Annotated in this window: 18 protein-coding genes; 16 read left to right on the top strand and 2 right to left on the bottom strand. The window is 64.2% G+C overall.

All coding sequences use genetic code 11. The annotated features are described in order from the left end of the window. Positions 1 to 51: 51 nt before the first annotated feature. The 4 genes from QLQ86_RS13595 to QLQ86_RS13580 all read left to right on the top strand — a co-directional run bounded on the left by QLQ86_RS13595 (position 52) and on the right by QLQ86_RS13580 (position 3,136). On the top strand, positions 52 to 534 hold the full coding sequence (locus QLQ86_RS13595) for a lasso peptide biosynthesis B2 protein (protein ID WP_282817303.1): 483 nt from the start codon (positions 52 to 54) through the stop codon (positions 532 to 534). 104 nt (positions 535 to 638) lie between these two features. Then, complete coding sequence (locus tag QLQ86_RS13590) at positions 639 to 2,429, top strand: asparagine synthetase B family protein (protein WP_282817302.1); 1,791 nt, start codon at positions 639 to 641, stop codon at positions 2,427 to 2,429. Positions 2,430 to 2,596: 167 nt separating this feature from the next. Then, on the top strand, positions 2,597 to 2,788 hold the full coding sequence (locus tag QLQ86_RS13585) for a hypothetical protein (protein ID WP_282817301.1): 192 nt from the start codon (positions 2,597 to 2,599) through the stop codon (positions 2,786 to 2,788). Between the two features lie 63 nt (positions 2,789 to 2,851). Beyond that, complete coding sequence (locus QLQ86_RS13580; RefSeq protein WP_282817300.1) at positions 2,852 to 3,136, top strand: PqqD family peptide modification chaperone; 285 nt, start codon at positions 2,852 to 2,854, stop codon at positions 3,134 to 3,136. Positions 3,137 to 4,071: 935 nt separating this feature from the next. On the opposite strand, the gene QLQ86_RS13575 is transcribed toward QLQ86_RS13580, so the two are convergent. Further along, positions 4,072 to 5,172 carry a nucleotidyltransferase family protein gene (locus tag QLQ86_RS13575; RefSeq protein ID WP_282817299.1) on the bottom strand — a complete coding sequence of 367 codons (1,101 nt, stop codon included), beginning with the start codon at positions 5,170 to 5,172 and terminating at the stop codon, positions 4,072 to 4,074. Positions 5,173 to 5,239: 67 nt separating this feature from the next. Further along, positions 5,240 to 6,283, bottom strand: coding sequence for a hypothetical protein (locus QLQ86_RS13570; RefSeq protein ID WP_282817298.1), 1,044 nt, complete (start codon positions 6,281 to 6,283; stop codon positions 5,240 to 5,242). A gap of 181 nt (positions 6,284 to 6,464) precedes the next feature. Here QLQ86_RS13570 and asd point away from each other — a divergent pair, with 181 nt between their 5' ends. From asd to QLQ86_RS13510, 12 genes are all read left to right on the top strand, one after another. Continuing rightward, positions 6,465 to 7,577 carry an aspartate-semialdehyde dehydrogenase gene (asd, locus tag QLQ86_RS13565; protein ID WP_282817297.1) on the top strand — a complete coding sequence of 371 codons (1,113 nt, stop codon included), beginning with the start codon at positions 6,465 to 6,467 and terminating at the stop codon, positions 7,575 to 7,577. Between the two features lie 253 nt (positions 7,578 to 7,830). Further along, complete coding sequence (locus tag QLQ86_RS13560) at positions 7,831 to 10,656, top strand: FimV/HubP family polar landmark protein (RefSeq protein WP_282817296.1); 2,826 nt, start codon at positions 7,831 to 7,833, stop codon at positions 10,654 to 10,656. A gap of 6 nt (positions 10,657 to 10,662) precedes the next feature. Next, positions 10,663 to 11,586 carry a tRNA pseudouridine(38-40) synthase TruA gene (gene truA / locus QLQ86_RS13555; protein ID WP_282817295.1) on the top strand — a complete coding sequence of 308 codons (924 nt, stop codon included), beginning with the start codon at positions 10,663 to 10,665 and terminating at the stop codon, positions 11,584 to 11,586. A 204-nt stretch (positions 11,587 to 11,790) separates the two neighbouring features. Continuing rightward, positions 11,791 to 13,722 (top strand): asparagine synthetase B family protein, encoded by a 1,932-nt coding sequence (locus QLQ86_RS13550; protein WP_282817294.1) that lies wholly within the window; start codon positions 11,791 to 11,793, stop codon positions 13,720 to 13,722. After that, complete coding sequence (locus tag QLQ86_RS13545) at positions 13,719 to 14,111, top strand: hypothetical protein (RefSeq protein WP_282817293.1); 393 nt, start codon at positions 13,719 to 13,721, stop codon at positions 14,109 to 14,111. Before QLQ86_RS13550 ends, QLQ86_RS13545 begins: the two co-directional genes overlap by 4 nt. 22 nt (positions 14,112 to 14,133) lie before the next feature. After that, positions 14,134 to 15,360, top strand: coding sequence for a PqqD family protein (locus QLQ86_RS13540; RefSeq protein ID WP_282817292.1), 1,227 nt, complete (start codon positions 14,134 to 14,136; stop codon positions 15,358 to 15,360). Positions 15,361 to 15,525: 165 nt separating this feature from the next. Beyond that, positions 15,526 to 16,182, top strand: coding sequence for a phosphoribosylanthranilate isomerase (locus tag QLQ86_RS13535; protein ID WP_282817291.1), 657 nt, complete (start codon positions 15,526 to 15,528; stop codon positions 16,180 to 16,182). 59 nt (positions 16,183 to 16,241) lie between these two features. Beyond that, the gene (gene trpB / locus QLQ86_RS13530) at positions 16,242 to 17,456 is read left to right on the top strand and encodes a tryptophan synthase subunit beta (RefSeq protein ID WP_282736580.1); all 1,215 of its coding nucleotides are present in this window, start codon (positions 16,242 to 16,244) and stop codon (positions 17,454 to 17,456) included. A gap of 15 nt (positions 17,457 to 17,471) precedes the next feature. Beyond that, positions 17,472 to 18,275, top strand: coding sequence for a tryptophan synthase subunit alpha (trpA, locus tag QLQ86_RS13525; RefSeq protein WP_282817290.1), 804 nt, complete (start codon positions 17,472 to 17,474; stop codon positions 18,273 to 18,275). Between the two features lie 78 nt (positions 18,276 to 18,353). Continuing rightward, complete coding sequence (gene accD, locus QLQ86_RS13520) at positions 18,354 to 19,373, top strand: acetyl-CoA carboxylase, carboxyltransferase subunit beta (protein WP_282817289.1); 1,020 nt, start codon at positions 18,354 to 18,356, stop codon at positions 19,371 to 19,373. Positions 19,374 to 19,382: 9 nt separating this feature from the next. Next, a complete protein-coding gene (folC, locus tag QLQ86_RS13515; protein WP_282817288.1) occupies positions 19,383 to 20,702 on the top strand; it encodes a bifunctional tetrahydrofolate synthase/dihydrofolate synthase in 1,320 nt (439 codons plus the stop codon). Then, positions 20,699 to 21,403 carry an SPOR domain-containing protein gene (locus QLQ86_RS13510; RefSeq protein ID WP_407650095.1) on the top strand — a complete coding sequence of 235 codons (705 nt, stop codon included), beginning with the start codon at positions 20,699 to 20,701 and terminating at the stop codon, positions 21,401 to 21,403. Before folC ends, QLQ86_RS13510 begins: the two co-directional genes overlap by 4 nt. The last annotated feature ends 2 nt before the right edge of the window (positions 21,404 to 21,405 follow it).

Genomic DNA, 21,405 nt, shown 5'->3' with positions numbered 1-21,405 from the left:
GGCTTGGGCCATGCTGTTGCCTGAGGACTCCTCGGAGACGGCAGGCTCACCATGAAGATCCTTCAGCGTTTCATTGGGTTACCCTGGTCCAGAAAGCGTCTGTATCTGGAAGCCACTCTCTGGCTCCTGCTTTCCTGGGGATTGGTCAGGGGGTTGCCCTTCCGCTTATGGTCCTCTTGGTTGGGTGAGCAGCGGTCGGCTGACTCCGAGTCCATGGCGGAGGAGAGCAAAGATCCTCGCGTTGTGCCTATCTGTCGCTGCATTGAGTCCATCAATGCCAGGCTGGGGGGGCGACTTACCTGCCTGATGCTTGCCATGGCGGTCCACTGGATGCTGCGCAGGAGGAATATTGCCAGCAGCCTGGTGCTGGGTACGCTGGCCGAGCGGATGCCTGATCAGAGCCTCAAGCTCAAGGCACACGCCTGGGTTAACCACGGAGCTGGCGTCGTGCTGGGTGGCAACACTGGGGAAGAGTATTTCCCGATCTCCAGTTTCGTCCACGCGCCTCCCGCAGCCCGAGGTCAAGCCCGGTGAGTGCGATTGTTGGTTGTGTGCGCTTCGATGGGGCGCCGGTCAATCTGCAGGAGTTCCATGCGGCGTTCTCTGCGCTGGATCACTATGGCAATCATGGGCGGTCCTTGGCGTTACTAGAAGGATGTGCCTTCGGCTATCAACATCTGGATATCACCCCTGCCGCCGCCTTCGAGAGCCAGCCGCTTGAGGAAGACGGGCTTGTTCTCGTCGCCGATGCGATCCTAGACAACCGCGAGACACTGTGTGACCAGTTGGGCATCGAGCGGCGCTTTCGCGGCACGCTACCGGACAGCCGGCTGATCCTGCTGGCCTATCGCCGCTGGGGGGGCGACTGTGTCCGCCGGCTGGTCGGTGACTTTGCCTTCGCGCTGTGGGATGCCCGCAACTGCTCGCTGCTCTGCGCTCGGGACCATATCGGCGCGCGTCCGCTCTACTGCCTCAGGCAGCGCGACCGCTTCTGCTTCGCCACCGATCAACGTGCCTTCAGGGCCTGGCCTGGCCTCAACCTGGAGATCGACGAGTCAAGCGTGGCCGCCTTCCTGCTCTCCCCAGGGGATTGCCATGTCCTCAGCTTCTTTCGTGACGCCTTTCCGCTGACTCCCGGGCATGTGTTGCGCGTCGATCAGCAGGGCCTGACCCTTGACGCTCACTGGACTCCCGAGGAGGCCGCCCCTGTGCGCTACACTCGGCGCGAGGACTACGTCGAGCACTTTCGTGAGCTGCTGTTGCAGGCGGTGGACGACCGCCTGGACGTGACAGCAGGGGTGGGCTCGCACCTCAGCGGTGGCCTAGACTCGAGTGGTGTTACGGTCCTGGCCAGCCGGCTGATCCAGGACCGCGGCCGCCGCCTCGACAATTGTTATACTTGGTCCCCACCCGTTTCTTCCCGTTACCCCCTTCTAGGCGCCGGGCGACGCGACGAGCGTGAGGTCATTGCGAGAATCTGTCGCCAGGAGGCGCTGGAGTGCCACTACGGCACCACCAGCGGTGCCGACTTCCTTGCGTATCTGGAGCGAGACATGGCGGTGGACGGCACCGTTGATGTCTTCGAGGAACTCGACGTGATGCGCGTGGCCGCGGAACGCGGCACGCGTGTAATGCTGTCGGGGTGGGGGGGCGACGAGTCGGCCACCTTCGGTATCCGTGGCTATCCAGCCTACCTACTGACACACGGGCGGTGGTGGAAATTGCTGACGCTCACCCGTGAGGCGGCGGGGGGCACCAAGCGTCCGCGCAATATGGCACGCTTCCTCTGGCACCAGGGCGTCTTGCCCTGCCTCCCCGACAGCCTCTTCAATCGCTTTTCACCCTATGCCGATCCAGAGCGGCTGCCGCCGCTGTATCGCCAGGCGCTGATCGAGCGCTTTCCGGAAGCCGCGGCCCGGCGCGGGGCGGCCTGGCGAATTTATCCCGACCCCGGACGCATGCAGTGCTTGCTGATGCATCATGGGCACCTGGGCAGCCGCATGTCGACCTGGGCGCATTGGTCGGCTGAGCATGGCTTGATTTATCGCTATCCCCTCACTGACCGCCGCCTGCTTGACTTTACCTTGGGACTTCCCCCGGAGCTTCTCTGGGAGGAGGGCCAGCCTCGGCGGCTTTATCGTGATGCCATCGGCCAGCGCCTGCCACCCGGCCTTGCCAAGAACGACAGCGCCAACGAGAGGAAGCGCATGGCGATTCGTGAAGAGTGCTGGGGGCTCCTGTCGTTGGCCACCGAACGCCAGGCGTTTCAGATGCCCTGCGAGTGGCTGGACATGGCGGCGTTTCGTGACCTCCTGGTACAGGTGCCCGATGGCGGCATGAAATACGATGAGTTAACTGATTTCATTTCGCTTTGTTCGGCGGTTCAGTCCTGGCACCTGTGGCGGCGATATATGTCATCTGGCCGATAACCATTTTTTACATGCTTTGTTACCATGACCTAAGCACTAGTCGAAAGGTGTTGACCGCCTGTCCCTGTCTTACGATAGTTAACATAGTCTTTCGCATTCCCTTGAAAGGCTGTGATCGATTGTTTGAGTGGTCGGGTGGCTAGCGGAATGGCCAGGAGAGTTCAGGCTTGAAGGGCAACGATGGAGTGGCAGATATGAAAGATTCTTCGGAAGTGATTCAAGAGACCACCGGGAAAGGCGAGTGGATGACGCCTGAACTATTACGCATGAGCGTTGATCAGACGCTATCCGGACATCGTAACGCACGAGCAGAAACGATGTCGGGACATCCCAATGTTCCTGGCTTCAATGGTTCCTGACACGGGCTTTCGACTCATGGACAGGGGGCATCATCGTCATGACTCATGAAAAGGAGCCATGCCATGCAGAATCTGTTGGATATCGAAAGCCGCGTGCAGCGATCTCCGTCGCCCCTCTCCTCTAGGGTTGGAGATGATCTCGTTCTCTTCAGCAATAATAGAGGAATGTACTATGGAATTCCTGTCGTCGGAAGGAGAATCTGGGATTTGATGGAAAATCAGGTCACTATTTCGACGATCTGCGATCAGCTTATGAAGGAGTATTCAGTGGATCGTACTACCTGCGAAAATGAAGTGCTCAGTTTTCTCGGCGAACTGGAAGCCGAAGAGTTGGTGGTGAGGCTTTAGATAGAGGATTCTGGAGGTGGGGCCTGGTGTTTAGCTGTGCCGCCCGTTTTCAGGATTCTTTCGGCTATGCCATGTCACCGCTTTTCTATGCATCGGTATCTCTGTATCTGTATTGGAATGCATGATTATGGATAGCCCGAGGTAGATATCTCTTTCGGATTTGATCCTCAAGCGTTTCGCTTTCACAGGTCCTTACGTGATCCATCACATAGATATGGTCGGCCATCCTGACCGTCGATAGCCGTAGGATAATCTGCTGTTGAAATCATCAACGCCGGCATTGATGGCTGCCGTCATGATCTAGTGTCGCCCGCCGTAAGACTGTGGGTGGTCCGGCCGTCGGTGAAGGCTTAGAATTGGCATAGCAGCTGGATCAGCGTGTGCTCTCCCCTTAGGTGTTCCTCACGAGTGCGTCGACATGGACGGTGCATACGCTCAATTCGATGTCGCCAAGGGCCGGCTCATGCGATCCCGTGTATTGGAACCCCACCTTTCGAAGTGGATGCATTTGTGAAGGGTCTCGCTTATTACCTCTAGGTAGATTGGGTTACTGTTACTGATGTCATGGCGAATAGCGAGGGTTCTCATAGAAGGCCAGTTCAGCACCTGCGGCGCACTCATGTAACCTGCCATTGATGTGCTCAGCCACCAGCAGGGCGTGGGCTTCCACGGCCAGATTCGACGGGACGCGAGCCACCATGATACCCCTTGAGGGCAAGGTGTCGCAGGATCTGGACCGCGGTGGTGTGATCGCTCAGCTGGATAGTGACTATATCGACCAACTGCTTGAGTAGATAGAGTGCCGTCAGAACGAAGCCGACCTCAAGCGCCATGATGTATGTGCTGAGAAGGGTACACTCTACTTCTTGCCCATAGCAGCGGCAGGACCCGAAGAAGGGTGCTGAGTGATCTCCGAATGGCTCGCGGAGATGGAATCATGTTGCGGGCCACTTGGATTGGCTTCGTTTCGCAAGGGCTCGGTAGGGTCTAATGGCGTAATAGAGCCATTGCCAGTTGGGTGGCAAGGGGAGGAACTGGTAATCGATGTAGGTTGGCCGGAAGCGGTCGGTCCATTCCCTGATCGGACTTGACCATCGATAGGTCAGTGACGTCTGCCAGGCGAAACCGAACTCGGGTGTGGGGCGCTTGCGGCGTAGTGCCATTTCGGCCTCGAAACCGCCCTGCAACGTGGTAAAGGAAGCCTCGAGCATGTCGCGGCTTCGCTGGCTGAGATGTACTGAATGTTCGGGCTCGGGGGCGGCGAGTGCCCGGTAGAATTCCATGCAAGAGTTGAATGTGCTCACTAGGCCTCGACGCTTGGCACAAGCGTAGGCAGATGCTTCATTGAAGTCAGAATGGCGCTGGATGGCATCCAGGTCGACCAGCCAGTGAAGGTGTGACCAATAGTGGAGCGTGTTATGCAGGCAGATGTAGACGAAAAGCTCGCTGGCCGGCATGGAATATAACATGGCATCGCCGACTCGGTGGGCGATGCGACTGTCGAGTAGTGCGTCCGTTCGGTAGATCCCGGCGCCTCGGTCGATATCATGGTGGACTTCGATTCTCACTCCCAAGGGGGAGGCAATTGACACCACGGGCTGAGTGCGGATGGCAAACGCGAGACTCTGCCTGTCGGATGTCAAGCTCTCCGGGGCGAGTGGCCGATAGCCATGTTGTAAGGCAGACTCCAGCAGCTCGACACAGCGGTGGCGCGGCACCAGCAGGTCGATATCCCGACAGGACCTCATGCCTGGGTCATCATAGTACCGCGCCGCTAGAGCCGGCCCCTTGAAGAAGAGGTAGGGCATTTCCAGTGGATCGAGTAACTCGCGAACCAGACGCTGCTGTTCGCCGGCAACGAGCAGGTTACCCTGAACAAGACGCAAGGTTTGCTTTTGCATGAAACATGCATCGGTCAGTGACAGTGTTGGCGGCGCCAGTTCATGAAGGTGGCGATAGACCAGTGGGAGCACAAACAGCCGTTCGGCACGTCTTGCGACCTCAGGCCATTCCCGGATGCTATTGCACAGGGCCATGGCATCCCTCCGCTGATCTTCGGACAGCTCCAGCCTGGCAAGCAGTAGCAGTAATCGAAGAGTGGCGTCAGGTGAGGTGGGTTCGGCTGGCATGTCCCACACCATCATGTATGTGTTGAATCAGTGGCGTCAGGCTCTCATCAACCCTTTCCAGCGACCATGGCCTCCGGTAGCGATAAACCTGAATTCGCTGTGCCAGATCGGAACCATAGCGCATCAGTCTGGCGGGACCATCGAAGCGTTGTCCCCATTCCGGCAGGTACAGGGCAGACATCACGATTCTGAATGCCTCGACTCCCTCGGCTTCCTCGATGGAGGCCTTTTCACCGGGGGGCACTCTCTCCAGCATAACGAGGGCTTTCAGTGGCTCGGTCTGGCGCGTGAAGCCCTTATGGTGATTCAGATGAAATTTTTCCGTGCGGGTCAGGTCTCGATCCAGCCCCTGGCAATCGATACCCAGGCATTTCAGGGTGTCCTTCCATAGCTTGAGACGTGGTGGCCCTGGATATAGGGTTGGGCGCGCCTCCTGGGGCTTGATGACCCCGACATCGTCGCTGACAATCTTCCAGCCGTATCGATAATGCAGCCAGGCGGCCAGCGTTGATTTGCCTGCACCGGAGTCTCCCGTGAAGCCCCAGACGCCGGCAGGGGTTTGTACCGCGCTGATATGGAGGGGCAGCCAGTGTCTCTGGTGGAGCAGTGCGCCCAGAGCACTTCCGAGTAGGTAGACCCGCAGATCACTCTCTTCAGTAGTCGAACCGCAGGCGAGTTTCAGGCGGCGATCAACCCGGATGCTGCTGCCTTGCTCGACGCGATAGCGTGCGATGTGATCAAGGAGAAACTGGCAGCGGTTGCTGCTGCACTGGAGCCATGGCGTGCTGACCTCGGCCCCTTCCAAGCGGTCTGCCAGTTCGCCGACCTGAATCCGAATGTCGGGTTTCGTTTCCTGCGGCAATGATTCCAGTTCGGGAAGATCAAGCTGTGAACCGATTTTCAGTCCATAGGTGGTGTAGTACCGGTAGGAAATGGCAGCAGGAAGGCTTTGGCGCCTGTCCGGCGGGGATGGTGATGGCGCGAGGTGCTGTGCAGGGAGAATTCTGATACGTGGCATGATCGTTCTGCGCCTCGGCTGCACCTTTTTTGTAAATAAATTGTAAACGCTGGGCTCGCCATGCCAAGCATGAAAACTGTCAGTCCTGGGATAGTGGCTGGGGTAGTCCCGGCCTCCGGCTGTCTGAGCGAGGAGGCTGGTGTATAATGCTCCCCACACTTGCTTATCTAGAGGGCTTCACATGTTGAAAGTCGGTTTTGTCGGTTGGCGTGGCATGGTCGGTTCCGTGCTGATGCAACGGATGCTTGAGGATGGCGATTTCAAGGGCATCGAGCCGATCTTCTTCACGACCTCCCAGGTCGGCCAGGACGGTCCCGATGTCGGCGTCGATGTGCCTCCGCTCAAGGACGCTTTCGACCTGGAAGCCCTCAAGTCACTGGACGTGGTCGTTACCTGCCAGGGCGGTGAGTACACCGAGAAGGTCTATGCCGACCTGCGCCAGGGTGGCTGGAAGGGCTACTGGATCGATGCCGCCAGCACCCTGCGCATGGCCGACGAGGCGACCATCGTCCTGGACCCGGTCAATCGGCACGTCATCGATGCCCAGCTGGCGAAGGGCGCCAAGACCTTCGTTGGCGGCAACTGCACCGTTAGCCTGATGTTGATGGGCCTCGGCGGTCTCTTCGAGGCGGACCTGATCGAGTGGATGACCTCCATGACCTATCAGGCGGCCTCCGGCTCCGGCGCCAAGCACATGCGCGAGCTGCTCAACCAGATGGGCAGCCTGCGTGACAGCGTGGCCGATGAGCTCACCGATCCGGCCAGCGCCATCCTCGACATCGACCGCAAGGTCACGGCGGCCATGCGCAGCGGTGACTTCCCCACCGACAACTTCGGTGCACCGCTGGCCGGCAGCCTGCTGCCCTGGATCGACGTCAAGCGCGACAATGGCCAGAGCAAGGAGGAGTGGAAGGGCTCCGTGGAGAGCAACAAGATCCTCGGCCTCCAGGACAACCCGATTCCCATCGATGGGCTCTGCGTGCGCATCGGTGCCATGCGTTCCCACAGCCAGGCCTTCACCATCAAGCTCAAGAAGGACGTCCCGATCGACGAGATCGAGGATTGCCTGGCCCGTCACAACGACTGGGTCAAGGTAATTGCCAACGACAAGGAGGCCACCATCGACGGCCTCACGCCCGCCGCCGTCACCGGCACGATGAGCGTCCCGGTCGGCCGCCTGCGCAAGCTGGCCATGGGGGGCGAGTATCTCTCCGCCTTCAGCGTCGGTGACCAGCTGCTGTGGGGCGCCGCCGAGCCGCTCAAGCGGATGCTGAAGATCCTGCGGGAGCAGTAACTCTCGTGCACTTGCCCATGACCGCGTGAACGAAAGCGGGACGCCCTGGTGGCGTCCCGCTTTCGTTGGTCGTTAGCGAGGGAGATTCGCGTGCCATGCGATCAATGGCTTATGTTGAAAGTATGATGACCGATGGTGATCCGGGAGCGCGCCGGCGCAGCGAATATGATACATAGTCACCATAATCACTAAGAATATACTACCAGGCACCGCCGGGTCGGCGGGGCGCAGTGGAACGACGCAAGGGAACCCGATGAAACGCAAGCTGACACTCGCCATGCTGCTTTCGCTCTCCGCCGCCAGCCCGCTGGCGCTGGCCCTCGGCCTGGGGGAGGCCGAGGTGAACTCGACGCTCAATGCGCCGCTGCGGGCGAGCATCCCCTTGACCGACAGTAGCGGCCTGCAGGCCGAGCTGCTCAATGTCTCGGTGGCCGATGCTCGCGCCTTCTCGGCGGCGGGTCTGCCGCGGACTCCGCTGGCGGCCAGCGTGAAGATGGACGTGACGCAACGGCAGGGGCGCCTGGTGGTCGACCTGACTACCGAGCGGGCCGTACGTGAACCCTGGGTCGACCTGCTGCTGCGCTTCGACTGGCCAGGCGGCCAGCAGCTGCGGGAAGTGACCCTGCTCCTCGACCCCCCCGACTATGACCAGCTTCCGGCGCTGGTCGCGGCGTCCTCGACCGCGCCGCGGGAGGCCGCTTCCACGCCGCGCTCGTCCGCCCCGGCGGCAGAGTCTTCCTCCCGCCCGGTGGCGCGCACGTCCGGCGCCGGCTCGGGCGATCCCGCCTGGGTGCGCAATGGCGATACGCTATGGGCCGTGGCCGGCCGGCTGCGCCCGGACAGCGGCATCAGCATGAACCAGATGATGGTCGCCCTGGTGGAGGCCAACCCGGAGGTCTTTCCCTCCGGCAACATCAATGCCATGCGGGCCGGCTTTACGCTGGTGGTGCCGTCTCGCGAGGCCATCGCGGCGCGCTCCTCCGCCGAGGCAGGCCGTGTGGTCCAGGCCATGAATCAGGCCTGGGCCAATCGCGGCAGCGGTGCGCCGGCGCGAGTGGCACTGGGCGGTCCCTCTGATGCGCCGGCGTCGGCCGTGGCCAGCGCCCCGTCGCAGGAGGGGACATCGACCGAGCCCGCCGACGAGGTGCAGCCCGAGGCGGTCGAGACGGCCTCCAGCGATGCCGCCATCGATGGCGAGGACGCGACCAGCGAGGAGGGGCAGCGGCTGACGCTGCTCAGCGATGCCGAGGTGGCCGCCGAGGGTGTGGTGCCGGTCGAGGGCGTCTCGGACCAGCAGGAAGGCGAATCGTCTGCTGGTGCAACGCAGGAGGAAGAAGAAGAGGAGGAAGCGGCTGCCGACTCCCTGGCCATGCCGGCGGGGAGTGAAGGGGAGGGGCCGTTCATCGACCCCGAAGTGCTGGCGCTGATCCAGGGTGGCGGCGAGCTCACCGAGGACCAGCGGCTGCTGCGCCTCGAGGCGCGTTGGCTCGAGAACCGCCAGGCCCTGGAGGTGGTTCGCAGCGAGCGCGACGAGCTGCAGTCCCAGCTCGGTGACCTGCGCGAGGAGCTCGAGGCCATGCGAGACCAGCTGGCCACGATCACTGCCGGGGGGCAGGGCGCCGATGCCCCGGGCAGCGGTGGGGTGGTGGCCCCCGGCAGCGAGCAGGCTTCTTCCCAGCAGGCGCCCTGGTGGGGTGCGCTCTACCAGGGCGGTACCGACCGCAACCTGATGCTGGGGGGCGCCGGGCTGGCCGCACTGCTGGCGCTGTGGGCCCTGGTGCGCCGGCGCCGCCGCGAGGAGAGCGAGCCGGCGCCGGTGTTCAACGAGGCACGCGCGGTGGATCCCGCGGCCAGTGGCGTGGTGGTGCCGGGCAGCCCCCAGGCTCAGGCGCGTGAGGCCGAGGTGCGCGGCGAGGAGAGGGAAGCGCCGGTGCGCGCCTCCATGCCCGAGGCCGAGGCGATCAACGAGGCCGACATCTTCATCGCCTACGGGCGCTACGACCAGGCGCGCGAACTGTTGGAGTCCAGCCTGGCACGGGAGCCCGGCCGTGATGACCTGAGGCTCAAGCTGCTGCGGGTGCAGCTCGAGCAGGGCGAACATGCGGCGGCGGCGCGCCAGGCCGAGCAGCTGCGCGCCGGCGGGGACCCGGATGTGCAGGCCGAGGTTGCCAGGCTGATGGAGCGCCATGTCCGCAGTGCACCATCCGCCCCGGCAGCAGCGCCCGTGGCGGAAACGACGGCCGATCGTGCGGTCTTCCCCGAGGCCGACGAGCTTCCCCCGCGCCGCTTCGATGAACATGATGCGCCGGGTGACGCAGATGCCCATGACGAGCCCGCGACGGACGACGTGCCGTCCCGCGAGGCCCCCTCTCGCGACACTCCTTCTCGTGACACCCCCTCCGCCGAGGCGCCGAAGGGGGCTTCGACCAGCCAGGCGATGCCCGACGAAGCAGCCCCGGTCGGCGAGCAGGCCGATCCGCTGGCGCGCTATCGTCCTCCGGAGCTGGAGCCGGGCCCCCAAGTGGAGCCGCAGGAGGATGACGCCCCGCGGCAGGATGCTGAGGCGTCGTCCGACCTGGACGGCGAGGCGTCCGGAGAGGTCGAGCAGCCCCACGAGGTGTCGGGCGAGCAGGAGCCTGAACCGGCTGACGAGCTTCCGAGCGTACCCCTGGCCAGCCGCCAGGCGGATGACGGGCGAGAGATCATCGACTATCGTCCCCCGACGCTGGAGGAGCGCCCGGCGCCCCGGGAGGAGACGCCCATGCAGCCCAGCGTTGAGTTCACTTCGTCCGCTGACGGAGACGACGAGTCACCGAATGCCATGCCCGGCATCAGGGCCGAGCGCGACATGCCCGAGGAGTGGGACGTCGAGGAGGTGGCCTTCCCGCCGCTGTCGCGGGATAATGCCCACTTTTCCGCGGCGGCTTCCTCCACGTCGACCCTAGCCGAGGCGCGGCGCCTGCTGGACGCCGGCGAGGCCGGGCAGGCCCGTGCACTGCTCGAGAGCCTGATCGACGAGTCCGACGACCCGGAGGCTAGGCAGGAGGCCCGTGAATTGCTGGATCAATCCGTGCAATGAGGCCGAATGACCCTTTTCCGATCCCTCGATGACCGCCACCCCCTGACTGGCCGCCTGGCCATGGGGGTGGAGTACGACGGCAGCGCCTACTGCGGCTGGCAGCGACTCAAGCACGCCCCCTCGGTGCAGGCGGCGCTGGAGGCGGCGCTGGCCAAGGTGGCGAACCAGTCGATCACCGTGCATGCCAGCGGCCGCACCGACTCCGGTGTGCATGCCACCCGCCAGATCATCCATTTCGATGCCCCGGTGCCTCGCTCGCAGAAGGCCTGGGTGTTCGGCGTCAATGCCAACCTGCCCCGGGATGTCGCGGTGCGCTGGGTGAAGCCGGTCCCCGACAGCTTCCACTCCCGCTTCAAGGCCCTGGCTCGGCGCTACCGATACGTGATCCTCAACCAGCCGAGCCGCCCGGTGCTGGAGCGGGCCAACGCCACCTGGTGTCGCGACCCCCTGGATGCCGAGGCCATGCATCGGGCCGCCCAGGCGCTGGTGGGCGAGCATGACTTCTCGAGCTTCCGTGCCGCCGGTTGCCAGTCGAAGACCCCCTGGCGCCACCTGCACTTCATCGAGGTGCACCGCCATGGCCCGCTGGTGGTCATCGACGTCCAGGGCAACGCCTTCCTGCACCACATGATCCGCAATATCGTCGGTGCCCTGGTCACGGTGGGGCGCGGCGAGCGCGGCGATGACTACCTGATCGAGCTGATGGCCCTGAAGGACCGGCGGCTCGCCGACGTCACCGCCCCGGCCTGCGGCCTGCACTTCGTCGACTCGCTCTATGACGAGCAGTGGGGGCTGCCCCGCGAACCGCTGGGCCCCAACCTGCTGGCCTTCCTGGGCGAATGGACCGGCGAACGCACGCTGCCCGAGTGCCCGATGGTCGAGTTTCGGCGTGGTTGCTCGGTGGCAGAAGTTACGTCGGCAGTGAGGTAGTTTTTGTCAGTCGGTAGTGATCTCTTTGGCACGTCAACGTAAGTCTATGTTCGTTTTCTGCTACATTCCGTAAGTAGCGCTAGGGCGGCGAGAGCACCCCTCGGAGCCCGGGAGTGGGCGATGCCTATTGGTCATCGACCAAGTTGGGCAGAACCAGCGTCGTGGGTTTTCCGGTAGAAGGTTTGGTGTGAGGGGCGAGTTGTCATGAGTGGCATATGCGGAATCATCCACCTCGACGGAAGGCCGGTCGACAGAGTCCAACTCGAGCAGATGGCAAGGCGGGCAGCATACCGAGGCCCCAGCAGCGTCGAGTTCCATCTCGATGGCCCGGTGGGGTTGGCCTCTCTCTCCCTTGATGTCACACCGGATGGTACGGGTGCCTGTCATCTGGCGCGTGAAGACCGCCACGGGCTGCTGTTCCTGGCGGATGCCCGGCTTGACAATCGTGATGAATGCGCTGCGGCCTCTGCCCAGTCAGTTGGCAAGGGGGCAACGGACGTCGAACTGATGCTCGGCACGCTGGCGCAGGCAGGAGAAGAGGGGCCCTCCCGGCTCCTGGGTGACTTTGCCTACGCACTCTGGGATGGCCGGCACCGACGACTTCACCTGGCCAGAGATGCCATGGGGCTTCGCCCACTCTACTTTCGCCTCGAAGAGAATCGCATCCTCTTTGCCAGTGAGATCCAGCAGATCCTTGCCGTGCCCGGGGTGCCCCGTCGCCTCAACGAGCGTGCCGTCGCCTGGCACCTCTGCTGCATGCAGACGCCTCCGGGCGAAGTGTTCTATTCGGGCATCGATGAAGTCCGCCCCGCCGAGGAGGTGGTCATCGACGCATCGGCCGTCAAACGCAGCAGAATCTTCTGGCAGCCGGACCCGGAGTCGCGAATCCGCTATCGAGACGAACGCGACTATGCGGCGCATCTGCGAGAGATTCTAACGACATCGGTACGCGCCCGCATGCGGGCGCGTGATCCCGTGGGCATCAGCCTGAGCGGTGGGGTCGACTCTACCTGTGTGGCGTCTCTGGCCGGTTGGCTTCGCCAGCAAGGCGAGGACCTTCCGTCGATGCGCGCCTACAGCTGGGTATTCCCTGAAGCCTTTGCCGAGTGCGATGAAAGCGAAACCATCTATCGCATTGCCGACCACTTCCGGATGCCGGTCACGGAGATCCCGGCCGAGCAGACTTCCCCCCTGGTAGATGATCATCTCAATCGACCCCACGAAGATGACCCGTTCTTTTCCATGTTTCAGCCGTTCATGGAAAGGTCCCTCACGGCGGCGGCCAGGGACGGTGTGAGCACCATGTTCTACGGGTTCCGCGGCGATGTGATCTGCGGCGGCAGCGTCGACGATGTGCCCGGGATCCTGCTGGGCGGTCACTTCGGCGAGGTACGCCGAAATCTCGCCCGGCTGGCCAGAATCCAATCCCTTGGGCGCCAAGAGGCAGTGACACGCTACCTGCTGCGACCGATGATCCTTGACCTGCTGAAAGGTCATCATCCCGCCACCTGGCTGGACTCTCTACGAGGCGAGAAAGACAGCGAAGCGAGCTTGAAGAGACTGCAGGCATCTCCGTCACGGCATGCCGAGAGGCACGTGACTCTGGGCTTTCTTGACAGGAAAGGGTTGCCGGCGGTCGAGCCGCACTACCTGGCGTCCCGGGCCTGGCCTCGCCAAGCGGCTCGTGACCGCTATATTCATATCGCGTCGCCGCTGGTGGTTCGGGGGGTTGGCTATGCAGAGCGAATGACCGCCAGGCACGGAGTGGGCCTGGCCGACCCCTGGAGCGACCGGCGAGTGGCCGACTTCATCCTGGCGTGCCCGCAGCATCTTGTCGGAACCGTGCTGGAGCCCAAGAGAATCGCGCGCCGTGCCATGGTGGGTATCATGCCCGATGAGGCCATTCGCTCGATCGGCAAGGTGTCGCCAGAAGGTCTCTATGTCGATGCTCTGCGGGGGAGGGCGCATGACAAGGTCCTGGACCTGCTGACCAATAGCCGCTGTGCCGACCTCGGCTGCATTGACGAACCGGCATTGAAAGCACGCTTCGAGCGCTTCGTTGGGGGCAAGGAGCCGATCTTTGACCTCTGGCCCACGCTGTCGCTGGAACTGTGGCTGCGCCGATACTGGGCATGAAATTTTCACAATGCGAGGTGACGTCGAGAGGGAAATATTTCGTACCTGAAAGTGCATCAAATCATGCCTTTCTGATATTGAGTGCCTTGCCTGAGACACATAATCTTACAGTCGACGGCAGCAGCATCCAGTGCCCGTGGGATTGGACGCTGGCGCTGCCAGTCATCAGTCATGTGGCTGCGATCAAGCAGGCTACACAGGCAGAGGGCAAGACTATGGAAATCAAGAAAACCGAGCGTCGCGAGTATCGTGCTCCACAGCTTAGTCAGTGGGGAGCCGTGGCCGACATCACCCAGGTCGGTCAGACCAGGCCCGGCGGTGACGTGCTGCCCGGCAATTCTGAAGGTCGGGATGGTGGCAGCATCACGCCCGATGGTCTTAGCGGCTAAGCACTTAACCGCTGATATGAACATGCATCGCCAGGTAGATGCATTCCTGTTGCTCGACGCCCATCAGGGCGTCGAGTCGTTGTTGTCATTCACGCAATGCCCTGATCCGGAGTCGGCTCTCGAAGCGCTCTTCGCGGGCCTCGAGGCCAACGAATTGTGGAATGAGTTTGATGACGTGCGCCTGGTGGCGCGTGCCAGGCCCGCGCCATTGCTGGCCGCATTCGGTCACTTCACCTCTCGCCAGAGAATGCTGCTGGAGAATCTCTCTGCTGAGCTCTACGATGTGATTCATGGCCACCGCTTTGTGGGCTATGCCGAGGCCGAAGAAGCTGCCGCGGCTCTTGCCACAAGGCTGAAATCGCGCTTCGCGCATGATGGACTGGATGGCTTTCGCTTCACGGCTATCCCGCGCGGCGGCTGGATCGTGCTGGGAATGCTCTCCTATTGTCTCGGTCTACGCCCGGATCAGGTCGGTGTACCCGGTGATCCGCTGGATGACGGCAAGTCGCAAACCTGGGTGATCGTCGACGACTGTGCCCTGTCCGGGCTGCGCTTTCGACAGTTTCTGACAAGCCGTGACCTTGGCTCGGTCATCTTCTGCCCTCTTTATGCACCCGCCGGCCTGTGCGAGGCCATCCAGCGCGCCGAGCCCGGTGTGGAGGCGTGCCTCAATGCGGTGGATCTTCACGACGTGGCGCCACAGCGCTTTGGCGAGACTTATCCGCAGTGGCTCGAGCAGCGAAAAGAACGCGTCGGAAAGAGCGCCTACTGGCTCGGCATTGCCGAGTACGTAGCCTTTGCCTGGTGTGAGCCACAGGCAAAGTTCTGGGATGCCGACGCAGGCTGCTACTGCGCCAGTTGGAACCTTCTTCCGCCCTCGCTTTCTCTCAAGCGAAGGAAGGAGGCCGAGGACCTCCGGTCGCTGGCATCGCCCGAGGCGTTGGGGCGGCCAGCTCTGCTGGCAACGACAGGTGCTGCGTTTCAGGTGGCGCCGCGTGCGCTTTGGTGCGAGTTCGGCAGTGCCTTGGCGGTGGCGGAATTTCCTGTTGACCCGAACGCCACGGCCGCCTGCTTCAGGCTCGACGATATCGCCGGCGACATGTGGCGGACCCTGCTGCAGAGCGATAGCCTTGAGTCAGCCTTGTCCCGGCTGCAAGAGCGCTATTCGGTCCCCGACACCGAGCTTCGCCGCGACCTCCTGGCTTTTGTGTCTGAACTGGAAAGGCACGGTTTACTGCAACATTCCTGATATTCTTTATAGCCCTTGTTCGAGCTTCGTTGTTGCTCTTGGCGCTTCCCGTTGGGGTTGACCTTCTTCAGCGGCCACACTGGCCGGCTTTGCCGTCAGCCATGGTATCCTCGTCAGCAGCCTTGCTGTCGTTCAAGATTGCTGCCTGTGCCGGGAGAGCCTGCTTTGCCATTATACCCCTCCGCTGTAACTCGCACCCGCATCAAGTTCTGTGGCCTGACGCGTCCCGAGGACGTCGACGCAGCCGTGGCCGCGGGCGCCGATGCCCTGGGCTTTGTGCTCTGGCCGGGCAGCAAGCGGGCCATCGACGAGCAGCGACTCGCCGAGCTCTGCGCCAGGGTGCCGGCCTTCGTCACCCGGGTCGGGCTCTTCGTCGACCCGGACCCAACGCTGGTGTCGCGTTGCGCCGAGTACCTGGACCTGCTGCAGTTTCATGGCGGCGAGTCCCCCGCGACCTGCATGGCCGCCGGGCGCCCCTGGATCAAGGCATTGCGCATGCGCGATGGCCTCGATCTCCACGACGCCGTCGAAGCCTATGACGGGGCGCGGGGACTGCTGCTGGACGCCTATCGGCCGGGGGTGCCGGGGGGCACCGGCGAGACCTTCGACTGGTCGCGAATCCCCGCAAGCCTGGCAAAACCTGTTATCCTCGCCGGAGGCCTGACGCCGGATAACGTGGCCGAGGCGATCGCGGCCGTGGCCCCCTTCGCCGTGGATGTTTCCGGCGGCATCGAGGCCGCCCCCGGCGTCAAGGATGCCGCGCGCATGGCGGCCTTCCTGCAGGCCGTGCGACAGGCCGATAACGAGCGTTTAGGCGCTTGAGTGATCGCTACACCCTGTTCCCCCTACACCCCTTCTGGCGACCCTGTGAGGTGTCTTTCGTGAGCAAGTTCAGTGACCTGACCCGACTGCCGGATGCCCGCGGCCATTTCGGCGCCTACGGCGGCCGGTTTGTCTCGGAGACCCTGAGCTTCGCCCTGGATGAGCTGGAGAAGACCTACCTGAGTCTTCGCGACGACCCGGCCTTCCAGGCGGAATTCGACTATGACCTGGCCCATTATGTGGGCCGCCCGTCACCGCTCTATCATGCCGAGCGATGGTCGAAGCAGCTCGGTGGGGCACAGATCTGGCTCAAGCGCGAAGACCTCAACCACACCGGCGCCCACAAGGTGAACAACACCATCGGTCAGGCGCTGCTCGCCAAGAAGAGCGGCAAGCCGCGGGTCATCGCCGAGACCGGCGCCGGCCAGCATGGCGTGGCGACGGCCACCGTGGCGGCGCGGCTGGGGCTGAAGTGCGAGGTCTACATGGGCGCCGAGGACGTGCAGCGCCAGAAGCTCAACGTCTATCGCATGCGCCTGCTGGGGGCCAACGTCATCCCGGTCGAGTCCGGTACCCGCACACTCAAGGACGCCATGAACGAGGCGCTGCGCGACTGGGTGACCAATGTCGACGACACCTTCTATATCATCGGCACCGTGGCCGGGCCGCACCCCTACCCGATGCTGGTGCGCGACTTCAACGCGGTGGCCGGGCGCGAGGCGCGTGAGCAATCCTTTGTGGAGTTCGGCAAGCTGCCCGATGCGTTGATCGCCTGCGTGGGTGGTGGCTCCAACGCCATGGGCCTCTTCTATCCGTTCGTCGAGGACGATGATGTCGTCATGTACGGTGTCGAGGCGGGCGGTGATGGCGTCGAGACCGGCCGTCACGCCGCGCCCCTGGCGTCCGGCGCGCCCCGCGGCGTGCTGCACGGCAACCGGACCTACCTGATGTCCGACGAGGGCGGCCAGGTCTCCGATACCCACTCGATCTCGGCGGGCCTGGACTACCCCGGCGTGGGGCCCGAGCATGCGCTGTGGAAGGATGTGGGGCGGGTCAACTATGTGGCCGCCAATGACACGGAGGTCCTAGAGGCCTTCCGCGAACTGACCCGCGTCGAGGGCATCATGCCGGCCCTGGAGTCCGCCCATGCCCTGGCCTATGCCAAGGTGCTGGCCCCCACCATGCGTCCCGACCAGAACATCGTGATCAACCTCTCCGGTCGTGGTGACAAGGACATCATGACGGTGGCAAAGATCGACGGGATCGAATTCTAGATGACGGCCCAGACCATGAATCGTATCGACCAACGCTTCGCCGCGCTCAAGGCCGAGGGCCGCCGCGCGCTGATTCCCTACATCACGGCCGGTGACCCGGCCCCTCAGCATACCGTCGGCTTCATGCACGCCCTGGTGGCGGCGGGGGCCGATGTCATCGAGTTGGGGGTGCCGTTCTCGGACCCCATGGCCGACGGGCCGGTGATCCAGAAGGCCTGCGAGCGCGCCCTTAGGCACGGCGTGCGCCTCTCCCACCTGTTCGAGATGGTGCACGAGTTCCGTCAGACCGACGGGGAGACCCCGGTGGTGCTGATGGGCTACCTCAACCCGGTGGAACGCATCGGCCTAGAGACCTTCGCCGACCAGGCCGCCGAGGCCGGCGTCGACGGCGTGCTGATCGTCGACATGCCGCCAGAGGAGGCCGACGAGGTGGGGCCGCTGCTCAAGGCCCGCGGGCTGGCCTCGATCTTCCTTGTCGCCCCTACCACTTCGCGCGCACGGGCCGCTACAATATGCGCCCACGGCGAGGGCTACATCTACTATGTTTCGCTGAAGGGCGTGACCGGCTCGGCCATCCTCAATGCCGAGGATGTGGCGGAGCACCTGGCGCCGCTGCGCGAGATGACCGCCCTGCCACTGTGCGTGGGTTTCGGTATCCGTGACGGGGCCTCGGCGGCCGAGGTGGGCAAGGTGGCCGATGGCGTGATCGTCGGCTCGGCGCTCGTCAACCGCATCGCCGAGAACGCCGAACGTCCCGAGGCGATCCCGGCCGCCCTGAAGGCGGTGCTTGGGGAGATGCGCCAGGCGCTGGACGCCTGATCCGCGCCCGTCGCCAACCGAATCGACCCTGTCCCCGGTGCCGCCGGGGGCATCAGCCTATACGGAAGTGTTTCTGACATGAGCTGGCTAGACAAAATCGTGCCCTCGGTGGGCCGTATCCAGCGCAAGGATCGCCGGGCGAGCGTGCCTGACGGCCTGTGGCGCAAGTGCCCCAAGTGCGAGGCGGTGCTCTATCTCCCCGAGTTGGAGAAGCACCATAATGTCTGTCCCAAATGCGACCATCATCTGCGGCTGACCGCCCGCAAGCGGCTGGACTGGTTCCTGGACAAGGAGGGGCGAGAGGAAATCGCCGCCAACCTCGAGCCGGTGGACCGCCTCAAGTTCCGTGACTCCAAGAAATACAAGGACCGCCTGTCGGCAGCCCAGAAGGAGACCGGGGAGAAGGATGCGCTGATCGCCATGCGCGGCTCCCTGGAAGGGCTGCCGGTGGTGGTGGTGGCCTTCGAGTTCACCTTCATGGGCGGCTCCATGGGGGCCGTGGTGGGCGAGAAGTTCGTGCGTGCCGCGACCGTCGCCCTTGAGGAAGGCATCCCGCTGATCTGCTTCTCCGCCTCCGGCGGCGCACGGATGCAGGAGGCGCTGTTCTCGCTGATGCAGATGGCCAAGACCTCGGCGGCCCTGGAGAAGCTCAAGCAGGCCGGCGTGCCCTACATCTCGGTGCTGACCGATCCGGTGTTCGGGGGTGTCTCGGCGTCACTGGCGATGCTCGGCGACCTCAACGTGGCAGAGCCCAATGCACTGATCGGTTTCGCCGGCCCTAGGGTCATCGAGCAGACGGTCCGCGAGAAGCTGCCTGAAGGCTTCCAGCGCAGCGAGTTCCTGCTCGAGCACGGCACCGTGGACATGATCGTGCCACGGGGCGAGATGCGCGAGCGTCTGGGTGGCGTGCTGCGCAAGTTCACCCACTGGCCGGTGGCCGGGCAGGGCGATGACCTCGGCGACGAGCCAGACCTGGTCCAGGCGGCCGAGCAAGCCGAGCAGCAGGAGGAGCTGGCGACCACCAGCACGGCGGTCGCCGAGCCGGAGGCCGACAGTGATACCGAGCAGGCCGGTGAGCGCCCCGATTCGGCGCGCTGACCGATCGGCATGAGCGACCACGCCCTTCCCGATACGCTTCCGGCCTGGCTGGCCCGGCTGGAGGCGGCCCACCCGGTCGGTATCGACCTTGGCCTCGAGCGCGTGGCCGAGGTCGCTCGCCGCATGGGGCTTCTGGATGCCCGGCTTTCCGACCGGGTCATCACCGTTGCCGGTACCAACGGCAAGGGATCGACCGTGGCCATGCTCGAGGCACTGGCCCTGGCCCATGGCCTCTCCACGGCGGCCTACACCTCGCCCCACCTGCTGCGCTACAACGAACGCCTGCGTCTCGACGGCCAGGAGGCCGACGACGCGACGCTGATCGCCGGCTTCGAGGCAGTGGAGCTGGCGCGGCTGGAAGGCGAACCGGTCAGCCTGACCTACTTCGAGGTGGGCACCCTGGGGGCGCTATGGGCCATCGCCAGAGGAAAAGCGGACCTGGCGATCCTCGAAGTGGGCCTCGGTGGTCGGCTGGACGCCGTCAATGTCATCGATCCGGATGTGTCGGTGATCACCACCGTGGCCCAGGACCACGCCGCCTTTCTCGGCACCGACCTGCAAGGCATCGGCCGCGAGAAGGCCGGCATCCTGCGTGCCGGTCGGCCCGCGGTCCTGGGCAGCATGACGCTGCCGGACAGCGTGCGCCAGACGGCCACGGAACTCGGCGCCGACGTCCATGCCCTGGGTGAGGCCTTCCATCGCGAGGGGGAGGGCGTGGGCTGGACCTTCCAAGGCCAGGCGCTGACGCTGCCCGATCTGCCCGACCCGGGCCTGCCCCTGGATAATGCCGCCACGGCCCTGCAGGCCCTGATCCTGGCCGATGTCGACCTGGAGGAAGACGCCTGTCGCCGGGCGCTTGCCGGTGTCCAGCTGCCGGGACGCATGCAGTGGCTGGGGCAGTGGTGCCTGGATGTCGGCCACAACCCCCATGCCGCCGGCTACCTGGCCAGGCGCCTGGCGGCGCGCCCTTGCAAAGGGCGCACCTTCGGCCTGCTGGGGATGCTCGCCGACAAGGATGCCGATGGCGTGATCACCGCCCTGTCGCCGGTGGTGGATGCCTGGGTACCGGCGAGTCTCGCGGGGGAGCGTGCCCGCACGGCGGACGACCTGGCCGAGCGCCTGGCACTCCACGGCGGGGAGGTATGGCACCGCGGCGCCTCGCCGGTTGATGCGGCCGGCTGGCTGGCGGCCCGGCTCGTGCCCGAGGATCGAGTGCTGGTCTGCGGCTCCTTTTTCACCGTGGCCGAGGTGCTGGAATGGCGGCTGGCGGCTGGGAAGTCATCGGATCAGACTTCAGGGCAAGACACGGCCATCGAGGGAGCGAGATGAAATACGGAATGCGAGAACGTCTCAGCGGAGCAGTGATCCTGATCGCCCTGGCGGTGATCTTCGTCCCCATGCTGTTCGACGATCCTGCGCCGCGCAGCGAGCGTCCCCAACCGGTGATGACCATCGAGCAGCCGGTCGAGGTCGAGCGTCGTGACGTGCCCGACCCGGAGCCGCCGGCGAGCCTCGGGCAGATCCAGTCCCCCAGCGGGGTGTCGTCGTCTCGACAGGAGGCCCCGGATGAGCGGGTCGAACCGGAGGCCGAACAGGCGGTGGAGGCCGTGGCTGAATCGTCTTCTGCCGAGGCCTCGGGCGACGAGTCCGCCGAGACCGGTGCCGATGGGGCGTCCGAGACACGGGGCGCGCCCAGCGAGGATCCCATTGCCGAGCTTGCCCGTGCCGCTGACGAGCGCATGTCGGGCGAGGCCGAGCAGGCGGCCCGCGAGCAGGCTGAGCCGGCCGAAGCGGCCCCCGAGGGCGAATGGGCCGTCCAGGTAGGCAGCTTCGGGGAGTCGGCCAATGCCGAGCGTCTCGAATCGAACCTGGCCGCACAGGGCCTGCCCGTCTACCGTCGCGTCCGGGACAACGGCCTGACCACCGTCTTTGTCGGTCCCTACGCCACCTCCCGCGAGGCGGAGGAGGTGATGGCAGAGCTAAAGGCCGAGGCCAACCTCCAGGGCCTGCTGGTGCGGGCGGGCAACTGAGC

The sequence above is a fragment of the Halomonas rhizosphaerae genome (genome assembly GCF_030012485.1).
Taxonomy (GTDB): Bacteria; Pseudomonadota; Gammaproteobacteria; order Pseudomonadales; family Halomonadaceae; genus Halomonas; species Halomonas rhizosphaerae.
Note: the sequence above shows the minus strand (reverse complement) of the source record. Positions and strands in the feature narration are given on the sequence as shown.